23 protein-coding genes and 1 pseudogene are annotated in these 21,566 nt (G+C 33.0%); 2 read left to right on the forward strand and 22 right to left on the reverse strand.

The features are described from left to right. Window positions 1-490: pseudogene (locus V1T75_RS14640) on the reverse strand (hypothetical protein); the annotation flags it as partial. A 300-nt stretch (window positions 491-790) separates the two neighbouring features. On the opposite strand from V1T75_RS14640, the gene V1T75_RS14645 reads away from it, so the two are divergent. Further along, entirely contained in the window at window positions 791-1,522 is a 732-nt protein-coding gene (locus V1T75_RS14645; protein WP_330489248.1) for a DUF6261 family protein, read from the forward strand. A gap of 261 nt (window positions 1,523-1,783) precedes the next feature. Here the strand turns inward: V1T75_RS14645 and V1T75_RS14650 are convergent, their stop codons facing one another. The 6 genes from V1T75_RS14650 to V1T75_RS14675 all read right to left on the reverse strand — a co-directional run bounded on the left by V1T75_RS14650 (window position 1,784) and on the right by V1T75_RS14675 (window position 6,821). Then, window positions 1,784-3,487, reverse strand: a complete 1,704-nt coding sequence (locus tag V1T75_RS14650; RefSeq protein WP_330489249.1) for an alkaline phosphatase D family protein — start codon at window positions 3,485-3,487, stop codon at window positions 1,784-1,786. A gap of 86 nt (window positions 3,488-3,573) precedes the next feature. Further along, complete coding sequence (locus tag V1T75_RS14655) at window positions 3,574-4,416, reverse strand: TPM domain-containing protein (protein WP_330489250.1); 843 nt, start codon at window positions 4,414-4,416, stop codon at window positions 3,574-3,576. A 22-nt stretch (window positions 4,417-4,438) separates the two neighbouring features. Next, entirely contained in the window at window positions 4,439-4,876 is a 438-nt protein-coding gene (locus V1T75_RS14660) for a TPM domain-containing protein (RefSeq protein ID WP_330489251.1), read from the reverse strand. 3 nt (window positions 4,877-4,879) lie between these two features. Then, a complete protein-coding gene (locus V1T75_RS14665; RefSeq protein ID WP_125343316.1) occupies window positions 4,880-5,482 on the reverse strand; it encodes a LemA family protein in 603 nt (200 codons plus the stop codon). Between the two features lie 19 nt (window positions 5,483-5,501). Then, window positions 5,502-5,831 carry a MerR family transcriptional regulator gene (locus V1T75_RS14670; protein ID WP_330489252.1) on the reverse strand — a complete coding sequence of 110 codons (330 nt, stop codon included), beginning with the start codon at window positions 5,829-5,831 and terminating at the stop codon, window positions 5,502-5,504. A 21-nt stretch (window positions 5,832-5,852) separates the two neighbouring features. After that, window positions 5,853-6,821 carry a M23 family metallopeptidase gene (locus tag V1T75_RS14675; RefSeq protein ID WP_330489253.1) on the reverse strand — a complete coding sequence of 323 codons (969 nt, stop codon included), beginning with the start codon at window positions 6,819-6,821 and terminating at the stop codon, window positions 5,853-5,855. Between the two features lie 153 nt (window positions 6,822-6,974). On the opposite strand from V1T75_RS14675, the gene alaS reads away from it, so the two are divergent. Beyond that, window positions 6,975-9,590 carry an alanine--tRNA ligase gene (gene alaS / locus V1T75_RS14680; RefSeq protein WP_330489254.1) on the forward strand — a complete coding sequence of 872 codons (2,616 nt, stop codon included), beginning with the start codon at window positions 6,975-6,977 and terminating at the stop codon, window positions 9,588-9,590. Window positions 9,591-9,628: 38 nt separating this feature from the next. Here alaS and V1T75_RS14685 read toward each other — a convergent pair whose 3' ends face one another. The 15 genes from V1T75_RS14685 to V1T75_RS14755 are packed head-to-tail and all read right to left on the reverse strand — an operon-like array spanning window position 9,629 to window position 21,495. Continuing rightward, window positions 9,629-10,915 carry a cryptochrome/photolyase family protein gene (locus tag V1T75_RS14685; protein ID WP_330489255.1) on the reverse strand — a complete coding sequence of 429 codons (1,287 nt, stop codon included), beginning with the start codon at window positions 10,913-10,915 and terminating at the stop codon, window positions 9,629-9,631. Then, a complete protein-coding gene (locus tag V1T75_RS14690) occupies window positions 10,905-11,390 on the reverse strand; it encodes an SRPBCC family protein (protein ID WP_330489256.1) in 486 nt (161 codons plus the stop codon). The genes V1T75_RS14685 and V1T75_RS14690 overlap by 11 nt, the downstream gene beginning before the upstream one ends. Next, the gene (locus tag V1T75_RS14695; RefSeq protein ID WP_417800108.1) at window positions 11,390-11,932 is read right to left on the reverse strand and encodes a glutathione peroxidase; all 543 of its coding nucleotides are present in this window, start codon (window positions 11,930-11,932) and stop codon (window positions 11,390-11,392) included. Before V1T75_RS14695 ends, V1T75_RS14690 begins: the two co-directional genes overlap by 1 nt. Before the next feature lies 1 nt (window position 11,933). Next, window positions 11,934-12,458: a CIA30 family protein gene (locus V1T75_RS14700; RefSeq protein ID WP_330489257.1), complete on the reverse strand. Its 525-nt coding sequence runs from the start codon at window positions 12,456-12,458 to the stop codon at window positions 11,934-11,936. Between the two features lie 3 nt (window positions 12,459-12,461). Beyond that, complete coding sequence (locus tag V1T75_RS14705) at window positions 12,462-13,139, reverse strand: SDR family NAD(P)-dependent oxidoreductase (protein ID WP_330489258.1); 678 nt, start codon at window positions 13,137-13,139, stop codon at window positions 12,462-12,464. A gap of 2 nt (window positions 13,140-13,141) precedes the next feature. Beyond that, a complete protein-coding gene (locus tag V1T75_RS14710) occupies window positions 13,142-14,560 on the reverse strand; it encodes an SDR family oxidoreductase (protein WP_330489259.1) in 1,419 nt (472 codons plus the stop codon). After that, window positions 14,557-15,114 carry a flavin reductase family protein gene (locus V1T75_RS14715; RefSeq protein ID WP_330489260.1) on the reverse strand — a complete coding sequence of 186 codons (558 nt, stop codon included), beginning with the start codon at window positions 15,112-15,114 and terminating at the stop codon, window positions 14,557-14,559. Before V1T75_RS14715 ends, V1T75_RS14710 begins: the two co-directional genes overlap by 4 nt. A gap of 56 nt (window positions 15,115-15,170) precedes the next feature. Beyond that, window positions 15,171-16,481 carry an ABC1 kinase family protein gene (locus V1T75_RS14720; RefSeq protein ID WP_330489359.1) on the reverse strand — a complete coding sequence of 437 codons (1,311 nt, stop codon included), beginning with the start codon at window positions 16,479-16,481 and terminating at the stop codon, window positions 15,171-15,173. After that, complete coding sequence (locus tag V1T75_RS14725) at window positions 16,478-17,131, reverse strand: TetR family transcriptional regulator C-terminal domain-containing protein (RefSeq protein ID WP_330489261.1); 654 nt, start codon at window positions 17,129-17,131, stop codon at window positions 16,478-16,480. The genes V1T75_RS14720 and V1T75_RS14725 overlap by 4 nt, the downstream gene beginning before the upstream one ends. 3 nt (window positions 17,132-17,134) lie before the next feature. Then, window positions 17,135-17,608: a TspO/MBR family protein gene (locus V1T75_RS14730; protein ID WP_330489262.1), complete on the reverse strand. Its 474-nt coding sequence runs from the start codon at window positions 17,606-17,608 to the stop codon at window positions 17,135-17,137. Continuing rightward, window positions 17,595-18,296: a lycopene cyclase domain-containing protein gene (locus tag V1T75_RS14735; RefSeq protein ID WP_330489263.1), complete on the reverse strand. Its 702-nt coding sequence runs from the start codon at window positions 18,294-18,296 to the stop codon at window positions 17,595-17,597. Before V1T75_RS14735 ends, V1T75_RS14730 begins: the two co-directional genes overlap by 14 nt. Further along, window positions 18,293-18,748: a beta-carotene hydroxylase gene (locus tag V1T75_RS14740; RefSeq protein ID WP_330489264.1), complete on the reverse strand. Its 456-nt coding sequence runs from the start codon at window positions 18,746-18,748 to the stop codon at window positions 18,293-18,295. Before V1T75_RS14740 ends, V1T75_RS14735 begins: the two co-directional genes overlap by 4 nt. Further along, window positions 18,745-19,191: a hypothetical protein gene (locus V1T75_RS14745; protein ID WP_330489265.1), complete on the reverse strand. Its 447-nt coding sequence runs from the start codon at window positions 19,189-19,191 to the stop codon at window positions 18,745-18,747. Before V1T75_RS14745 ends, V1T75_RS14740 begins: the two co-directional genes overlap by 4 nt. Then, entirely contained in the window at window positions 19,188-20,030 is an 843-nt protein-coding gene (locus V1T75_RS14750; RefSeq protein ID WP_330489266.1) for a phytoene/squalene synthase family protein, read from the reverse strand. The genes V1T75_RS14745 and V1T75_RS14750 overlap by 4 nt, the downstream gene beginning before the upstream one ends. Then, window positions 20,014-21,495: a phytoene desaturase family protein gene (locus V1T75_RS14755; RefSeq protein WP_330489267.1), complete on the reverse strand. Its 1,482-nt coding sequence runs from the start codon at window positions 21,493-21,495 to the stop codon at window positions 20,014-20,016. The genes V1T75_RS14750 and V1T75_RS14755 overlap by 17 nt, the downstream gene beginning before the upstream one ends. Between the last annotated feature and the right edge of the window lie 71 nt (window positions 21,496-21,566).

The raw sequence follows: 21,566 nt of genomic DNA on the forward strand, positions 1-21,566 counted from the left end.
AATATCCTTCTATAAAAGCTTCTGAGTTTTCTAACTTTCCCTTTTCATTAAAATACCTAAACGAACCTGAAAAAGCTTCTAAATTAATAAAGTCTTCGGGAAGCTTTGTTAAACTATAATCGTATGCTCTTACCTCTATATACTTTATTACAACTGTATTGTTTTCTTTATAGGCTACTACATAAAAAATTGGGCTACTAAAATTTTCAGAAGTGTTATTTAAAGGAGCGATTAGTGCTGTTTTAAATTCATAAAACTCTACATCGTTACTTTTAATAATGTTGTGGTTATTCCAATCTACTGTTAAGTTATCTTTCGTATGAGGTAAGTCTATTAAATCAGTATTTACCTTGCTTTTGACTTTACTTATAAAGCTGTTTTCTGTTTCTAACAAAGGCTCCTTTTCACAATTCCATAACACTAAAAGAAAGCTTACTAAAAAGATTCCTATTCTTAGGTGTTTAGAGATATCACTACTTCTTTTTTTCATGATATATAAGTTTAAAGCTAGTTACAATTGCATTTAAAGGTACCTCTTTATTGTTTTTTCCACAATAAGGGGTTCCCCTAATTGTAATGAATTCTTCTCAGGGATACCCCTGAGTTTTCTTTAACATTTTAACCTAAAAACCTAGTGTACTACTTCGTGAAAATTTAAAAATCTGCTCAGTTAATAAACTTTAACAATTGTTAACTTTTTTAAAAACTTTTATACTCTTAAATTGCTAATGCTATGAAAGTTACCAAGTCACTTTCTATAAATATTTAGTATTAATTAAAAAATTAGCCTATGAACAATCCGTATTTAAATCAGTATCGTAACGGTGAATATCTACAATACATGAAAGATATTTTACAACTTGTAAACTTACAAGACATTGATGCGTTAGCATTAACAAACCCCACTAACGAATTAACAACTCTTGTTAATCGTATTGATTCTTTGTTCCAACAAGTACAAGGTAACAGCTTAACACAAGAAATTATAGCCCTTGACACTAGAAGAGATAAAGCTATTACAGGAATCAAAACACTTGTAAGTGCTTATGTTAACCACTTTAATGAAGCCACAGTTAATGCCGCCAACGCACTACTTACTACTATAAATACCTATGGCACTGATATCGCTCGTAAAAGCTATCAAGAACAAACCGCTATATTAGACAGTATTCGTAAAGATTTTGAAACGGAGTCTGAGCTTATTCAAGCCATTTCTTTGCTTAAAATCACTCCTTGGCTTACTGAACTAAAAGATGCCAATACTGAGTTTTCTACTAAGTATATTGAGCATATAGGAGAACCAGCAACTACTCCTGAAAATAATATTGAAGAATTACGTATTGAAACTACTCTTGCTTACAGAAAACTTGTATTACACATTGAAGCACATGCTACACTCTCAGGCAACAAACGATACCCTGCTTTAATTAATGAAATCAATCTATTGACAAAACAATATAATTTAGCCGTAAATACTAGGTCTAAATCTAGTATTTCTACGACTGAAAAGATACAACATTAGTCCCTTTTGTATTTTTCTTTTACAGCATATAAAAAAGGCTCCTGAATAACTCAGAAGCCTTTTAATGTATCGGTAATTCTGTGTAAACGTTGTGTGAAATTTGTCAATTCGAGTGAATTTTGCGGGTAAAAACCCATAAAATTAGTATCGAGAATAAAATTTTACAATTTAAATTGTTGTTCTCGATACGATTTTCTATCGAAAATAACTCGAACAGACATTCTTTTGGCAAAACTTCAAAATACACAACAAGTTATGCAATTATAAGGTTACAGTTTTTCCTATACTATTTGAGTAGGTTTTGTTGGTAACGGTATCTACAAAGTTCCAGTCAGTTTGTATACCTGCTGCTGTTACTCTAAGTTTCATATATCCTCTTTGAGAAAAATTACTGTATTGTAAATCGTCTATTAACAAGCCTAATGCTGCTTCCAATTCTGTTGCAGATGCTCCTAAATAGGTTTCTAACCCTGGTGATGATACCGAACTTGTAGCTAGCTCTACGGCTACTTTTTCTCCTGAATTATCTTTTAAATCGCTATACCACGCATTGTGAGTATCTCCTGCCAGCACTACTACATTTTTACTTTTAAAGCTTGCTAAAATACGTTCTCTTTCCATAAAATAACCATCCCAAGCATCTAAGTTATATGGTAGTACCGTTTCTATTCTTGCTTTCTCTTCTGCTGTTAACGTAGGGTCGTTTTGTAAAGCTCTTGTTTTAATCGTTACCAGCTCTGTTATAGAGGTTTTAAATAGATTAAACGTTGCTTCACTTGCTGATCCTGTAGCAGATACTTCTGCCAATAGTTTTGCTAAAAGTGTTAGTAGTTCAGCAGGAATTAACATTTTTCCCATTAAAACTTGCTGCCCTATTAGTTGCCATGTACTATTGCTAGCTGCAAGTTCACTTTCTAACCATCCTAATTGGGTAGTTCCTAAAAGTGTGCGTTGCGGATCTAACCATGCTTGCTGAAAAGCTACTGCATCAAATACTCCTTTTTCATTATAAAATGCTGAATATTCTAACTGCTTATCTCTTCCAATAATACGGGTATCTAGCATAATTAAATCTACCAAATTTCCCATTTTCAAGTTTCTGTAAATAATTGAGTTATCTACAAGATTCGTCATATTAGGTAAATATTCACTGTATGCTTTTAATGCACGTTGTTTTCTTGAAACAAAGCTTCCTTCATCTTCTTGATGGTTTTCAGCTCCGTCTTTATACGTATCGTTTGCCACCTCATGATCGTCCCAAACACAGATAAAAGGTTTTCTTCTGTGCAATTCTTTTAATTGCTCGTCTGAACGGTATTGACGGTAACGAGTACGATAATCTTCTAACGAAATAATTTCTCCTTTAGGCTCAGGTGTTCTAAACGAACCATAAGTTTTTTCGCCATATTCATAGATATAATCTCCTAGATGGATGACAACATCTGCATCCGATTTTTTTATCTCTTCATATACGTTAAAATAACCGTAGGCAAAGTTTGCACAAGATGCTACTGCTAACGTTACTTCGCTTATTGATTCGCTGAACGTTAGGGTTTCTCCTACTGGTGATGTTGCTCTTTCGTCAACACACACAAAACGATAGTATAGTTTTTGTCCCGCATCTAAGTCTTTAATTTCAACAGCTACAGTAAAATCTCTTGAAGCATCGGTAGTTACTTCTGCTTGACGAACAACTTCTTTAAAGTTTTTGTCTTTTGCGAGTTGCCAAATTAAGGTAGCTGAAGTATTTTTGGTACTATAACGAGTCCAGATGATAACTTGTGAGTTTGTGGGGTCAAAACTAGCAACGCCTTGCTCAAAGTTTTTCTCTGCTAAGTTATCTGGAATTGGTAATTCATCAATATCATCATCTTTACAACTGATAAAATTAGGGACTAAAAGTAGTCCTCCAGTTGCTAATAATGAGTTTCTTAAAAAGCTTCTTCTTTTAATGTTAGTCTTCATACGTAAGGGTCATTTAATTTTCCTGCATAAGTACTATTTCAACGTTGCTTTAACGTTAACTAACCTTTACCAAATAAATGAAGTTATTACCAACTACCTCCTGCACCGCCACCACTAAAGCCTCCGCCTCCGAAACCTCCGCCGAAGCCGCCTCCGCCACCAAAACCTCCTGATGATCCTCCACCGAAGCTTCCACCGCCAAAACCGCCTCTACCTGCGTTGCTTAAGATAATGGTTTCTAAAATACCTCTTGCAGCATCTGATTTTCTGTAACCTCTTCCACCGCCGCGGTTTCCTCTACTTCCGCTTGAAATAACTATAAAAAAGACTATTAAAATGATAATAAAAATAATAAAGCTAAAATCCTTTTTCTCTTTTCTAGGTTTAGCCTTATATTCTCCTTTTAAGATTTGAAAAATAGTATCAACTCCCTTATCTAGGCCTGAATAATAATCTCCTCTTCTAAACTCTGGGATTATGACATTTCTGGTTAACTCTCCTACAATACCAGCCGTCAACTTATGTTCTACCCCATACCCTGGTGATATCCATACTTTCCTGTCATCTTTTGCAAGCAATATAAAAACACCATTATCTTCTTTTTCCTGTCCAACACCCCATTTATGAGCCCAACGAGGTGTCAATACACCTATACTTTCACCTTCTGTTGAACTAATTATGGATACGACAACTTGTGTTGAAGTAGTATCAGCATACTTAATTAGCTTGTTTTCTAAACTTTTCTTTTGATTGGGTGATAAAAGATTAATATAATCGTAAATACCTGTTTGCTCTTTAGGTCTTTCAGGAATTTGAAACCCTTGTGAGAAAAGAGTGTGCCCACATAAAAATGCAATAAAAAAAAGAACAACTTTTACCTTCTGTAACTTGTTTGTTCTTTTATATAATGACGTTTTATTTTTTATCATATTTCTTCCTTCTGTGAAAGTTTTAGCCTTTTGATATTTCGTTGCTTAGCTCATCTTCATCATCTGTAGTCCATGGAAAGTGAGTTTGTAATTCTTTTCCTGCTTTTAGCACACCATCTATAATTCCTTGTTTAAAGTTTCCTTGTTTAAACTGATTTTGGATGGCTTCTTTGGTTGTTTCCCAAAAGTTTTGTGGAACTACGTTGTTTATACCTTCATCTCCATAAATTACAAATTTATAATCGTCAACGGCAATGTACAATAACACACCGTTTCGTTGCTGAGTATTAAACATTGTAAGCATTTGAAATACTTCTAGCGCTCGGTCATAATGAGAACCCTTAGTAGTTTTCTCTATATGTACACGAATTTCACCAGAAGTATTTCGTTCTGCTTCTCTAATAGCCTGAACGATTTCCTCTTCTTCTTTGGCAGTAAGAAAATCTTCTACGTTAGACATCTATTAATTTTTAAAATCAAAATTTACATCAGGTTTTTTATCTGCTCCTTCTTCAGCTTGGAAATATGGCTTCCCTTCAAAACCAAACCATCCTGCAAGAATAGAGTTTGGAAAGACTTTTACATGTTTATTATATGGTTTTGTAGCTTCATTAAAACGAGTTCTTGCTGTTAAAATTTGATTTTCAGTGCTTGCTAACTCATCTTGTAACTTTAAAAAGTTTTGATTTGCCTTTAAATCAGGATAACGTTCTACAGTAACTAACAAACTTTTTAATGCTCCACTTAAACCTCCTTGAACCTTATTAAATTGAGCTAATTGCTCTGGTGTAACTTTACTTGGGTCAATATTAATAGATGTTGCTTTTGCTCTTGCATTGATTACCTCTGTTAACGTACTTTTTTCAAAATCAGCTGCTCCTTGTACAGTTTTTACTAAATTACCTATTAAGTCACTTCTTCTTTGATATGCTGTTTCAACATTACCCCACGATTCAGAAATATTCTCATTTAATTCAACAGCTGTATTATTAAACCCTACAGCCCATGAATAAATTCCAAATACTAGAACTCCTATAATAATTAAAGGCACTAACCATTTTTTCATAATTTTTGATTTTTTGTAATTATAATTGATTTTTGATTTTTATTAACTCTGCTTTTACAGTTTCTAATCTACTAATTATTTCCTGATTATTTACGACTCCCTCTGGGTTTTTCTTTAGTTTTTGTTTGGCTCCGTCTAAAGTAAAACCTCTTTCTTTTACAAGATTGTAAATAATTTTAAAGTTTTTTACGTCTTCTTGTGTAAACAACCGATCGCCTTTGGCATTTTTTTTAGGATTGATGATTTCAAACTCTTTATCCCAAAATCGTATAAGTGAACTATTCACCCCAAAAGCTTTAGCCACTTCTCCTATTTTATAATATCGTTTATCGGGTAAGTCTACATACATTTTTCACAACTTGTTATGTATTTAGTCATACGACTGACCTTTTTGTTGTGAAGCTTTCTGCATCGCTACAAACTCTTCTGGAGTTAAATCTCCGTAGTAATAATAAATAGGATTTACAGGCCTACCATTTTTATGCACTTCATAATGCAAATGTGGTGCTGCAGAACGCCCTGTATTTCCAACATAACCTATTAAATCGCCACGTTTTACTTTTTGTCCTCTCTTAGCTTCAATCTTACTCATATGAGCGTAAATAGTTTCATAACCATACCCATGATCAATATAAACTACTTTTCCAAAAGTAGAACTTCTATGTGCTTTTTTAACAACACCGTTTCCAGAGGCAAAAATTGGAGTCCCCGTAGGTGCAGTAAAATCCATTCCATTATGCATACGCCACGACTTTAAAATAGGATGTAAACGCATACCATAACCAGAGGCCATTCTTTTTAAGTCTTGGTTTTTTACAGGTTGAATCGCCGGTATTGAAGCTAGCATTTTTTCTTTTTCTTTAGCTAGCTCAACAATCTCATCTAACGATTTTGATTGCACTACCATTTGTTTTGATAAAATATCTAACTCTTTGGTTACTTTTTTTACCATTGAACTATTGTCAAAACCATCTAAGTGTTTGTACCTATTAACACCACCAAAACCTGCTTTTCGTTGCTCTTCAGGAATTGGACTTGCTTCAAAATATGTTCGGTAAATATTGTTATCTCTTTCTTGTAAATCGGTTAAGATTTGAGCACTTTCTTCCATTTTTTTTGAAAGTAACTCGTAATGTAATTTTAAGTTTTCTAATTCTCTTTTTTGAGCTCGCTCTTTTGGAGACATTAAAAACTGGCTAAAGCCTATAAAACCAAAAAAAGCAATTAATAAAAAACTAAGTAGCCCCAAAAAAGTTTTCTTATACTTTTCACTTCTTCTAACCTCTATCTTTCTATAGGATAAAGTATCTGGGTCATAATAATATTTTACTTTTGCCATAATGCTAAATGTACTATTTTTGTGCTTTTTAAATTAAGCATCCTGAGGGGATGTACAATTTGAAAACTCACAAATTTACAAAATCTTTTAAAACTTCTTTTTACAAGCAGTTTTTTAAACATATTTTAACAAAATTCAGATACCCAGAGTTGTATGAAATCTCAAGATATTAGAGCTAAATTTTTAGATTTTTTTAAATCAAAACAGCACGAAATAGTTCCTTCAGCACCCATGGTGTTAAAGAACGATCCTACTTTAATGTTCACCAACGCTGGTATGGTGCCTTTTAAAGAGTTTTTCTTAGGAAACTCAACTCCTAAAAATAGTAGAGTTTCTGATACTCAAAAGTGTTTACGTGTTTCTGGTAAACACAACGATTTGGAAGAGGTTGGTTACGATACTTACCACCATACCATGTTTGAAATGTTAGGTAACTGGAGTTTTGGTGATTATTTTAAGGAAGAAGCTATTGCTTGGGCTTGGGAGTTATTAACTGAAGTTTACAAAGTAGATAAAGACATTTTGTACGTAACTGTTTTTGAAGGTGATGAAAAGGATGGTACAAAAATGGATCAAGAGGCATACGATATTTGGAAGCAATACATTGCTGAAGATCGTATCTTAATGGGTAATAAAAAAGATAATTTCTGGGAAATGGGTGAACAAGGTCCTTGTGGTCCGTGTTCTGAGATCCATGTCGATATTCGTTCTGCTGAAGAAAAAGCTAAGGTGGATGGAAAATCGTTAGTGAATGAAGATCACCCTCAGGTTGTTGAAATCTGGAACTTGGTATTTATGCAATACAATCGTAAAGCAGATGGTTCTTTAGTAGAGCTTCCAGCGAAACATATCGATACCGGTATGGGATTTGAGCGTTTATGTATGGTGTTACAAGGAGTTCAATCGAACTACGATACCGATGTATTTACTCCATTAATTAGAGAGATAGAAACAATTACTGGTACTACTTATGGTAAAGATGAAAAAATAGATATTGCTATTCGTGTAGTTGCTGATCACGTTCGTGCTGTTGCTTTTGCGATTGCCGATGGTCAGTTACCAAGTAATAACGGTGCGGGTTATGTAATCCGTAGAATTTTACGTCGCGCTATTCGTTATGGTTTTACTTTCTTAAACCAGAAAGAGCCTTTTATTTATAAGTTAGTAGAAACTTTAGCATACCAAATGGGAGGCGCATTCCCTGAAATTAGAAAACAAAATACTTTAGTACACAATGTAATTAAAGAAGAAGAAACTTCTTTCTTACGTACATTAGATCAAGGGTTATTATTATTAGACCAAGTTATTGCAACTACCAATGGTAAAACTGTATCTGGTAAACGTGCTTTTGAATTATACGACACTTACGGATTTCCTCTTGATTTAACACAGTTAATCGCTCGTGAAAAGGGGTATGAAATTAATGAAGAGGAATTTAATGCGGGCATGAAAGCTCAAAAAGAGCGTTCTCGTGCAGCTTCTGCAAGTGAAACAGGTGATTGGGTTGTTTTATTAGATGATGATGTTGAAGAGTTTATTGGATACGATATATTAACTACCAATGTAAGATTAACTCGCTACAGAAAAGTTAGTACCAAAAAAGATGGTGACCAATATCAACTAGTGTTTAACATGACTCCTTTTTATCCTGAAGGAGGTGGACAGGTGGGTGACAAAGGATATATTGAAGCTCCTAATGGTGATATTATTTATGTGCTTGACACCAAAAAAGAGAACAATGTTATCATTCATTTCACAAAGAATTTACCTAAAAACTTACACGAAACTTTTAAGGCTGTTGTAAATAAAGAACACAGAAGTTTAGCGGCTAGTAACCACTCGGCTACCCACTTATTACACCAAGCGTTACGTACTATTTTAGGAGACCATGTAGAGCAAAAAGGCTCGTTGGTGAGTCCTGATTATTTACGTTTTGACTTTTCTCACTTCTCTAAAGTAGACAATGATCAATTAGAGGCTGTAGAGGAATTCGTAAATGCTCGTATTCGTGAAAACCTTCCATTACAAGAGCAAAGAAACATACCAATGCAACAAGCTATTGATGAAGGTGCTGTAGCGTTATTTGGTGAAAAATATGGTGATAGTGTTCGTACCATTCGTTTTGGACAATCAATGGAATTATGTGGAGGTACGCACGTACAACAAACTGGTGATATTTGGTATTTCAAAATAAAATCGGAAGGTGCTGTCGCTGCAGGAATCAGAAGAATCGAAGCAATTACCAATGTAGCTGTGGGTGATTATTTTGAAGATGTTGAGCGCAACTACGATGCAGTAAAACAATTATTGAAAAATCCTAAAGATGTTGCTAAATCGGTAAGTAGTTTACAAGATGAAAATGCTGCTTTAAAAAAGCAAGTTGAACAACTATTAAAGGATAAAGCTAAAAATATGAAAGGCGAACTTAAAAACCAATTACAAGAGGTAAATGGAGTTCAGTTTTTAGCAACTAAAGTAGATTTAGATCCTAACAGCATTAAAAACTTATTATTTGAATTGGGTGGAGAAATCAACAATTTATTTGTGGTATTTGCTACTGCCCCTTCTGCTGAAAAGGCAATGTTAACTTGTTATATTTCTAAAGAGTTAGCTAATGAAAAAGGCTATGATGCTGGTAAAGTTGTTAGAGAATTAGGAAAACTAATCCACGGTGGTGGTGGTGGACAAAATTTCTTTGCAACTGCTGGTGGTAAAAACCCTGGTGGAATTCCAAAAGCATTAGAGAGAGCTAAAGACTATATCGCTTAATACATACTAAAAAGGTTCAGAAAATTCTGAACCTTTTTTTATTGCAGTGCTTTTTTATAGGTATTGATCGCTCGTTCTCTCGCAAACTTGTGTTCTACCATTGGTTGCGGGTAAGTTAATTCATCAAAGTCTCTTACCCATTTTCTGACATATTGTAAATCTTTATCAAACTTTTTTAACTGTGATTCTGGATTGAATACTCTAAAATATGGGGCTGCATCGCAACCCGTACCTGCTGCCCATTGCCAATTTCCGTTATTTGCTGACAGATCATAATCCAATAACTTTTCTGCAAAGTACGCTTCTCCCCAACGCCAATCAATCAATAAATGTTTGCATAAAAACCCAGCAGTAATCATACGTACTCTATTGTGCATATATCCTGTTGTATTCAGCTCTCGCATGCCTGCATCAACCATCGGATACCCTGTGCTACCTTCACACCATTTATTAAATTCTTCTTCGTTATTTCTCCAAGGAACTGCATCATACTTTTGTTTAAAGTTCTGAGTAACTACTTTTGGAAAGTGATATAAAATCTGCATAAAAAACTCACGCCAAATCAACTCACTTAAAAAAGTTTGGTTGGTTGTTAACGCAAAACGAACCATTTTTCGAGTACTTACCAATCCAAAACGTAAATAAGGTGATAAATACGAAGTTTTGTCTTGCGAAGGAAAGTCTCTTACCTCATCATATTCCTCTAAATTAGATAGGTTGTATGGTTTTACTTTAATCGTACTTTCTTCAAAACCTATGGAAGCTAATGATGGAAATTCAGATAAAAACTGATAAAAGTTAACAAAGTCAATTGTAAACTCTTGTGTATCTTTCTTTTCAGAGAAGTTTTGCAACCACTTGTTTTTATAGGGTGTGAAAACTGTATATGGAGTTCCGTCGTTTTTTAAAACTTCGTTTTCTTCAAAAATTACTTGATCTTTAAAAGCTTTAAATATTATTCCTTTTGATGCTAAAAAGTCGGCTACTTCCTTATCTCTTTTAATTGCATAAGGTTCGTAATCTTTATTTGTGTAAACTGCTTCAATTGTATATTCTCCTATAAGTTCCCTCCATACTTCTAAAGGCTTTCCTTTTTTTATTATAAGAGATGATTGATGTTTTCTTAACTCTTTATCAAGTTGTTGTAGCGTTTGGTAAATAAACGTTACACGCGCATCATGTTTAGGAAGACTTTCTAAAATATCTTCATCAAAAATAAATAATGGTACAACTTTATTTCCTGATTGAAGCGCTTCATGCAATCCTTTGTTATCTTCTAAACGTAAATCTCGACGAAACCAAAAAATCGATACTTTATTTTCCATTAAATAGTTTTTCTAACGTACGATAACGATGTTCAAAAATTCCTTTTAACTGCCTTTTTATAAAGATTGACTGGGCTATGTGTCCTAAAAAACCAAAAGGTATTTTGTAGGATATTTTATCTTTCATCAATGTTTTTCCATTTGGCAACTCTTCAAACCAATGTTCGTGATGCCACATGCTATAAGGACCAAATCGCTGTTCATCTATAAAAAACTGTTGCTCTTTTACTTGCGTAATTTCTGTTACCCAGTTTGATTTTACCCCAGGTAGGATTCCTACTTTGTACGTGATAATTTGCCCCGCATAGGCTTTTTTATCAACCTCAGAAGTAATTTGAAAGCCCATATGTGACGGTGTTATTTTTTGTAAGTTTCCTGGAGAACTAAAAAAATCCCACGCTTTTCTTAACGGAACGTTTAATATTTGCTCTGTTGATAAAGTATAAATACCTGAATGTTTTTTGAAATGAATCATTACAATAGTTTGGTAATTTTCTTGCTCATTGGCTTGGTGATTGAATAAAAAACATCAACTAACCTTCCTTCTTCATCTACCAAATATTTTTGAAAATTCCATTTTACTGAAGAGCTCATTTTTCCGTTTTTCTCTTTTTGTGTTAACCATTGGTACAACGGGTGTTGATTTTCTCCTTTAACCTCAATTTTTTCTGTCATAGGAAAATCTACTCCATAGGTTACACTACAAAACGATTGAATTTCTTTTATTGTTCCTGGTTCTTGGCCTCCAAATTGATTACATGGCAATCCTATAATTACTAATTTATCCTTATGTTTTGTGTATAACTCTTGTAAACCTTCATACTGATTTGTAAAGCCACATTTTGATGCTACATTTACAAATAGTATTTTCTTTCCTTTAAATTGATGAAGATCTAAATTTTCTCCATTGATTCCTTCAATTTTTATATCGTACAACGATTCTTTAGGAACAACTGTTTGTGCTTTTCCTGAAAAACTAAATAATGCCATGATTAAGAATATTTTTACTGTGTTCATTTTATTGAATTGCTATTTTTATGATTTCTAACGAAAAGTTTTCGTCCTTTTTGTTCCCTATTAAAACTGCTACTTCTTTTATTTGGTTAGCAGAAAAATTACCAAAGCTTAACTTTCTACCTCTAAAAGCGGAATAAAACCCTGTTAGTGGTAATATAATTTCTTGTTCTTGCTTGTTGGTTCTGAATGCTTGCACATAAGAATAACGTTGAGATTCGTCTGACTTTAATCGTAATTGATATTGCTTATCATCTCCTTTTACCCTTAATATAATTTTTGAATGTTGGTTATTTAAATTTATAGCTGTTGACATTTTGGTCATAGCAAATCCACCATTATTTTCAGTAGAAACTCTTCCTGAGAAAACAAGATTTCCTTCATCATTAATCTTAACGGATGAATTAGAAACACCGCCCATTACAGTATCGTTAGTGATATACCACTTTTGTGTGTTGTTGTCTTTGTCAAAAATTATAATCTCATCATTCAAATACATAAGAAAACTTAGAATTAAAAACCATTTCATTTTCTACATTTTTACACTTACAATTCCAGCATCCATAGGAATTATTTGTCCTGTCATTGACGCAGCTGCTTCTGAAAGTAAAAAGGTTGCCAATCCTGCTACTTCTTCTGCTTTTAAATACTTTTTTAGCGGATGCCTATTTTGTAAACTTTCTTGTTGTTTTTCATTTCGTAATAAACGAGCAGCCAATGGTGTATCGGTTACTGTAGGAGCAATGGCATTAAATCGGATTTTAGTCGCATATTCTGCCGCTAGCGATTTTGTTAGTCCTTCAATTGCTGATTTACTTGTTGCAATACTTGCATGAAAAGGCATTCCTAAAAACGAAGCTACCGTACTAAACAACACAACGCTTCCGTTATTTTTTGTCAAAGCCCCTTCATAAGCTTTCAGTGTTTTAATTGCTCCTATTACGTTTATTTCAAAATCAGTTTTAAAATCTGCTATTTTTAATCTTGAAAAGGATTTAAGATTGATGCTTCCCGGACAATAAACTAATCCGTGAACTTCTTCTAATTCTGGAAGTTCATCTTTGGTAACATCACATGTGTAATGTTTTATATTTTCATGAGTTTCTGGTTCGGTTCTACTAATATTGATAATTCTATGAGTTTCTTTTAAATCATCAATAATTGCTTTACCAATACCGCTACTCCCTCCTACTACTACAATTGTTTTCATACTTACGCTTTTATTAAATGATGAATCATTCCTTTAAATACAAATGCGTGAAAAGGTAAAACGGCATACCAGTACATTCTTCCCCAAATTCCTTTAGGTCTAAAAACGGCTCTTTGATATAATTTGTCTTTTACTATTTTAAACTCTAACCACGCTTCTCCGGGTAGTTTCATTTCAGCAAATAAAATCAACCGCTTATTCTTTTTATCTGCCAATAACACTCTCCAAAAATCGAGTGGGTCTCCTGGTTCTAATTCTGTGGGATGTCTTCTACCTCTTCGCAATCCAACACCTCCAAAAAGTTTATCTATATATCCTCTTATCTTCCAAAGAAAATTGAATTTATACCATCCTGTTTGTCCTCCTATACTCCAAATTTTATGTAGTGTCTTTGTTTCATTTTGTACTTCTCTAACTCTCACATCTTTAAAACAGCCGTATTGAGGTATTTGTATATGTTTTGCTAATTGATCATGAAAAACGCCACTACTCATGGCATCTTTCCAGCTAGAAATTACTTCGTTTTGCTCTATTTTTTGAAAAGCTAATGCTACGGCTTCTTTATAGGTTATTGGCGCTACATTAAGTAACGTATTAATGTTACTTGGTTTTGCGATTACTTCAACCTTCATACTATCTACTAAGACTTGTGCTAGGTTAAAAGAGGTTGATGTTACAAAATATAGCCAATAGGAAGATAGTTTTGGTGTTAGTACTGGAAGTGTATAAATGTATCTTTTAAACCCTCTTACCTCAGCAAACTGTAACAACATTTCCTTATAGGTTAGTACCTCAGGACCGCAGATATCAAAAGATTTATTGTAGGTTTCTTTAACTTGTAAACTATTCTCTAAAAAAGCTAATACGTCTCTAACCGCAATAGGCTGTGTTTTCGTTTTCAACCATTTAGGAGTTACCATTACTGGAAGCTTCTCTACAATGTCTCTTATAATTTCAAAAGAAGCACTTCCGCTTCCTACAATAATTCCTGCTCTAAAGGTGGTTAAGGCATAACTGTTTGATTGTAACTTTTTTTCTACTTCGTATCTTGATTTTAGGTGCTTGGACAGCGAATTGTCATTAACTATTCCACTTAAATACACCACTTGCTTACAGTTAGTAGTCTCTACTAGTTTTTTAAAATTCTGTGCACAGGTTAACTCTAAGTTTTCAAAGTTTTCTGATGTCGTAGCCATCGAATGTATTAAATAATACGCTGCATCGATATCTTTTGGAAAACGTGTATTTTCTATATTTAAAAAATCAACTTTTATAAAAGTAACATTCGGATTGTTTTCAAACTCATCTGGTATTCTATCTAAATCACGAACACAACAAACTAATTGGTGATTACTTTCTAGTAACCTAACAATTAATCGTTTTCCTATATAACCTGTTGTGCCTGTAACTAAGATTTTCATTTCTTGGGTCTTTGATACGACAATCTTGTATAGTTTTCTGCGACCATATAGGTATCTAATCCATTAATGGCAGCTACTTTTTCTTTGGATAAGTTTAAAAAACCATCTTCTGACAACATAGCGTCCTTAAAATACAAATCCGTTACTTCACCTAACACTAAAATAGTTCCGTTAGCTTTTATATGATGTTCTTCTAAAAACTTCATTCCTATTTGTAAGGGTGACTCTGCTACAAATGGAGCATAGAAGTTATTTTTAAATTCTTCCGAAAGTGTTGTTTTATCAAATTCTGAAATTTCCGAAGGATATTTAACCGATGTATGATGCGCTTCCTCAATTATTGCTTCATTAATAGCATTGATTGTATAATATCCTGTTTCTTTGATATTGTTATACGTATTCCTCACAACGGTTGTGGGGCGTAATACAAATCCTAAAATTGCTGGACTAGAACCATAATGTACCACCGAACTAAACACTGCAACATTGGTTATGTTATCAGTTGATTTTGTCGCAATAAGATTTGCTGGTTTATAACCAGAAATACTATTCATCAAATTTATTTTATACAGATGAGGAAACTCGTCTATTTGTTGACGTGTAATGTGCATTATATCGTATTAAAATTATTGATTTTTACCTTGTTTGCTTTTAAGTCGTGCATTAAGTTATACAAACCAAAAAATGTTCGGTTGATATAAATGAAGTGTTTTGACCCTCTATTTCCGTTCATCTTTTTAAGCTCGGTACTCTTGGCATATTTCTGACCCAAATCTGCTATTTTCCCGAAGAAAATGGCATCAGAAAAATCAAATTCTTCTTGCTGAAAAAGTTGTGTAAAGAGTGATAACATCTCATAAAAAAGCGACTTAAAAAAGGTTATTTCTTCAGGTGTATCGTCTTTTCTTAAGATTTCTAATTCATAGAGTTTACTTTCAAAAAAAGCTGGATTATCTATATTCTCTCGTTTTGCTAGTTCGAAATAAGGCACATAAAAACTTTCAGGAACTTCTTTCATGCATCCAAAATCGATAACGATCAATTCATTTGATTTGGACACTAAAAAATTCCCTGGATGCGGGTCTGCATGTACTTTTTTTAGCTTGTGCATTTGGTACATGTAAAAATCCCACAAAGCTTGTCCTAGTTTATTTGCAACGTTTTCAGGCTGCTCATTTTTAGTAAATTCTGATAGGTGAACTCCATCCATCCAGTCCATCGTTAAAATCCTATCTGATGACAAGTCTGGATAGTAGTTTGGGAATTTTAAATTTGGAATATGTTTACAGGCATTAGCAATTTCATTACTCTGAGCTAGCTCTAATTCATAATTAGTTTCCTCTAAAAGTTTGTCTTCAACTTCTTTGAAGTATTCGTCAGAGCCTTCTCCTTTAATATTAAACATTTTCATTGCGATGGGTTTTACCATCGCTAAATCGGTTGAAATACTATCCGCTACTCCTGGATATTGAATTTTTACAGCTAGTTCCTTTCCGTCTTTGGTGGCTTTGTGAACTTGCCCTATACTCGCTGCATTTACTGATTCTGCCGTAAACGTATCAAAAACCTCATTAGGTGTTTTACTGAAGTATTTTTTAAATGTTTTGGTTACTAAAGGTCCTGATAATGGCGGTACTGAAAACTGAGATAATGAGAATTTTTCTACATAAGCATTGGGTAAAATATTTTTTTCCATGCTTAGCATTTGCGCTACTTTTAATGCCGATCCTTTTAATTCTTTTAATCCGTCGTAAATATCGGTAGCATTATCTTCGTTGAGCTGTTTTTTTGCTTCCTCTTCTGATTTGGTGATTTTATTTCCGTAGTATTTAGCATAGTTTACACCAACTTTTACTCCTGTTGAAACCAACTTGGTCGCTCGTTCTATTTTCGACGTAGGTATTCTATTCAAGGTTTTCATGTCATTGGTGATTTTTCTTTCCACAAAAATTTCGCTAAATCAATCACACTTTTTACAGGGGCTATTTGTTGAATATCAAAACTTGCTTTGACTGATTTTTCTATAAAAAGATCTGTTTTTTCAAAGTTTGGCGACTCATCTTCTACCCAAAATCTTAGAATCAGCAATAGCTGCATCCAATACCCTTCTGCAATAGTTTTATCTTGAATTTTGTTGATTTTATCATTTTTAAAATCAATTTTTTCAAGGCTTATTTCATTTACAAAATGAATAAACTCGGTACGCAGTTCTTGCAGCACTTTTAATTTCGAAAAATCTGTTTTTATCCTTTTTAACTGAGCCAGTACATACGACCTGTTTACTGTTAACAATTCAAAAAAAGTAAAATAAAAGCTCAGTAATTTATCTTTCGGTGGATAGTCTTTATAAGCTTCTGTTTTGTGTAATAAATGAATGGTTTCTTTAGCAAAAATTCCAAAAACAGCTTTTTCTAAACTTTCAAAGCTTGAAAAGTGTTTATAAAATTCTGCTTCTTCAAAGTTATTTTCTTTCGCAAAAGAAAATATTGAATTCGGTTGACCTGATGATAGTACCGTATTCATGTACCATTCTATTATTTTTTCTTGTGTTATGTTCTTTTTTTTTGCCATAGTTTAATTGTTTAATACGATGTATGCGTTGAGACTGGTTGCAATCGTCATCCATATGAGATATGGAAGTATAAATAGGGTATACCACTTTACTTTTTTTACATACTCAAAAGTGAGATAACCAATAAGTAACCATAATAATGCGATGACAACTAAGCCTAGTTTTGTTAGGTGTTGATTGAAGAAAATATAGTTCCAGCTTACATTTAAAATCCACTGATCTATATATAAAATGAGTACTTTTTTGTTTAAAAACTCATATTGAAAACTCACTTTTGTCATGTATACAGCAAACAAAACCATAATAGTGGTCCAAGCCACTCCAAAAACCCAACCTGCTGGTGTCCATGGAGCTTTGTTTAAAGACAAGTACCAATCTGTTCTCGGTCCTTCGTTCATTAACCAAGCTCCAATAGCTAAAGCTGAAAAATTAGCTATTAGGAATATTAAAAATCGTATGTATTTATTTTCTTTCAAGTTTTTTTCTTTTTAAAGAATTGAAGATTAACTGTACTGAAAACAACATTGTAAATGCATAAAAAATATCTTCAAAGGGTATGGTGAAAATTCTAAAATCTAAGTTTTCTGAATTGTTATACCAAACAACTGGTTCTTCTATAAAGCTTCCTGTTAAAATTCCGTTGACTAGTAGAAAAGGAACTAATATTACCAAGAAACTTGGATAGTATTCTTGTAACGTGTTTAAATGATATTTTAACGCATAACCTAACAATAGTAAAAACAGTACAAAATTTACTGTGGTATACCACTTTCCGAAGTTAAAAATCAACAATAAACTCACTAAAACTATGAGGAAAAAGCTGATGATTACAGTCGTAGATTTTGACATTTTAAACTTTGGAAATAAAAACTTTAACGCTTCATGCGTAAACAAACACGCATAAGGAATACAGAAGAAAAACATCCATTCTTCTATTGGCATGTGCAGTAATTTTAGTGATAAATGATAGTCTGAATTAAATCCCCACACTCCTATTTGTGTAAACCAACTGTCCCATATTAAAAAAAAGAAGGCAACTACCAAAATACTGAGCGCTGCTTGTTTGAAATATTGTATAAAGTGTATTTTTTTTTCAAAAACACTGTACAATAGCGGAATACTTAAACTCCCTAGGTTTAATATTAGATATACATACTGACTCACTGTCTTTTATTAAAATATTTAAAGGGTACAAACAACATTCCGAAACATTCTCCGTCGTGTTTACCCAAATGTTTGTGATGAATTTTATGTGCTTTTCGCAATCCTTTTAAGTATTGGTTATTCGTTTTATCAAACCACTTAAATCTTCTATGAATTAACACATCATGTACCAAAAAGTAAGCAATACCATACAACAGAATACCTAATCCTATGAAAAACAAAAAGTTTAACTCTGGTCGAATTCCGAAGTAAAATAATAAGATACTAGGAATTGCAAAGACCACGAAAAAAGCATCGTTTTTTTCAAAAACATGTGGATATCCTGGCTGGTGGTGATCTTCATGTAAGTACCAACCAAAACCGTGCATTACATATTTGTGTGTGCACCAAGTAACCCCTTCCATAACAATAAACGTTAGCGTGGTTACTGTTATGTAAATTGCTATATTCATAATGATGTATTGTTAATTATATATGTATGTAAATAACTTACACTGTCTTTTTTTTGAAGCACCTCTTTTAAAAACTGCTTGTCTTTTTTAATAGAAGATGTATATCCTAAAATACTTGGTGTATTTTCTTGTATTACCAACCTAACATACCTTAGATGGACATTGTTAGGATTCTTTAAAATTAATTCTTCTAATTTGCTTTTGTTCGTGTTAAAAACTTTTAGTTTACTCCAAGGCATTGTTTTATATTTTGCCTGTTTCATTTGTAAAGAAACTACATAGGCTTGTATACTTACTTCTTTACTGTTTTTATATTTTTTTATGTAAGATAACTCTGCTTCTTTAGTGGCTAATTCATGGTATTCTATAACAAAATTAGGTGCATTATTGAAACCTATAATCGACATAAAAAACAGTACTCCTAAGATACCACTTTTAATCATATTAAATTCAATTTATACCTTACATAACTTCTTGCTAGAAGATTAATTTTCATCGGGTTTGAAATTCGAATTCTAGTATCCATAATTTTTGTTGAAGGCGTGTCCTGAAGCTTCTTTAACAACTTTTTATAATATCTATACGCCATATACACTCCAAACTTTGCTTCAACAGGTAACTTTAAAATTCCGTTTTTGTAAGCAACATCAAAATCGCCTTCTATTTCTTTAATAATTGCATTTTTTCCTTCTGTACTTAGGTCTCCAAAATTGATATTTGGAAAATAAGATCTATTCAATTCGTTAAAGTCTTCTTTTAAGTCTCTTAAAAAATTTACTTTTTGAAACGCTGACCCTAAACGCATTGCAGGCTCTTTTAGCTCCTCATACTTTTGCTGATTTCCATTTACAAAAACCTTTAAACACATTAAGCCTACAACGTCTGCTGACCCGTATATATATTCATTGTATTCTTCTGTAGTTGTGTAAGCTGTTTTGTACAAATCGGCTTTCATACTTTTTAAAAACGCTTGTACCAACTCGTCAGAAATTTTGTACTTGTTTACGGTGTGTATAAACGAATTTAAAATAGGGTTCAAGCTAATTCCTCTATTCTTAGATTCGTAATAATCTCTTTCAAACTTTAATAATAATTGCTCCTTATCGTACTGATGAAAAGAATCTACTATTTCATCTGCAAAGCGCACAAAACCGTAAATATTATAAATATCTGTACGTATTTTTGGTGATAACATCTTCGTAGCTAACGAAAATGAGGTACTATATTTTTGAGTTACCAACTTACTACAAGCGTAAGAAACCTCATCAAACAATTGTTTCATCTTTGTACGTTTTTAAGATTAAATCTGAAGCTATTTTTCCTGAAATTAAAGACGGGGGGACTCCAGGTCCTGGCACTGTTAATTGTCCTGTAAAGAACAAATTCTTTACCTTTTTACTTTTTATCTTGGGTCTTAAAAATGCTGTTTGTGTTAAAATATTTGCCAATCCGTATGCATTGCCTTTGTAAGAATTGTACTCCTTAACAAAGTCATTTACACAAAAACTTTCTTTAAACAATACATGTTCTTTTACTGATTGATTTGTTAATCTTTCTAACCTCTCTATTATAATGTTGAAATAGCGCTCTCTTAACGCTGGAGTATCTTCTATACCTGGCGCTAATGGTATTAAAAAAGTAGCAGCCTCTTTTCCTTTGGGCGCAAAAGAACCATCGGTGATTGAAGGAAAGCTCGCATAAAACAATGGTTCTTTGGGCCAACTAGGAACATCATATATTGTTTTTGCATGCACATCAAAATCTGTGTCAAAAAACAGAGTATGATGGCATACATTTTTTAATTTCTTATCAAAGCCTACATAAAAGAGTAATGACGATGGTGCAAATGTTTTTTTATCCCAGTAACTTTCAGAATATTGTCTTAGATATTTAGGCAGTAAAGTTTCTGTATGATGATAATCTGCTCCACTTAACACTATATCAGATTCCATTAATTTTCCATCAACCGCGACTCCAACTGTTTCGCCTCTATCGTTTACTACAATTTCTTCAACATTTGCATTGGTTTGAAATTTCACACCTAAGCTCGTAGCTAGGGTAGTCATGGCCTCAATAACTTTGTACATTCCTCCTTTTGGATGCCATGTACCTAAGCCAAAATCGGCATAATTCATAAAATTATAAAACGCTGGAGTATTGCTTGGTTTTGCTCCTAAAAACAACACTGGGAATTCTAAAATTTGAATTAGTTTTTTACTTTTAATTTTCTTTCTTACCTCATGTCTGATAGTAGAAAAAAACTGAAATATTTTTCCCATAGTAACTGGAGTTACCAACTCTAAAGGAGAAACCCCTGGTTTATAAACTAAATCATTTATAGAAACATCATAATTATATTTTGCCGACTTTAAAAAAGACTTCAGGTGTTTTGAACTTCCCTTTTCTTCTTTTTCAAAAACCTCATAAATCTCTTCTAGTGTTCCTGGAATTACAATTGAATCTTTTTCTCCAAAGTACACCTCATAAGCAGGACTCAACCTTTCTAACTCGTAGTAATCTGATGGCTTTTTACCAAAATCTCCGAAAAACTTTTCAAAAACATCTGGCATCCAATACCAAGTAGGACCTATATCAAAGGTAAATCCTTCTCTTAATAATTGCCTTGCTCTGCCTCCAATTGAAGCATTTTTTTCTAATACAATCACTTCATATCCAGCCTTAGCTAAATAACATGATGCCGACAAAGAAGAGAATCCTGAACCTATTATGTATACTTTTTTTTTCAAATTATTTCTTATAAATATAATTAAATCAATTACAAGCGGAAAATATTTCTCACTTGTAATCAACAACTTAA

The sequence above is a fragment of the Tenacibaculum sp. FZY0031 genome, from assembly GCF_036350695.1.
Taxonomy (GTDB): domain Bacteria; phylum Bacteroidota; class Bacteroidia; order Flavobacteriales; family Flavobacteriaceae; genus Polaribacter.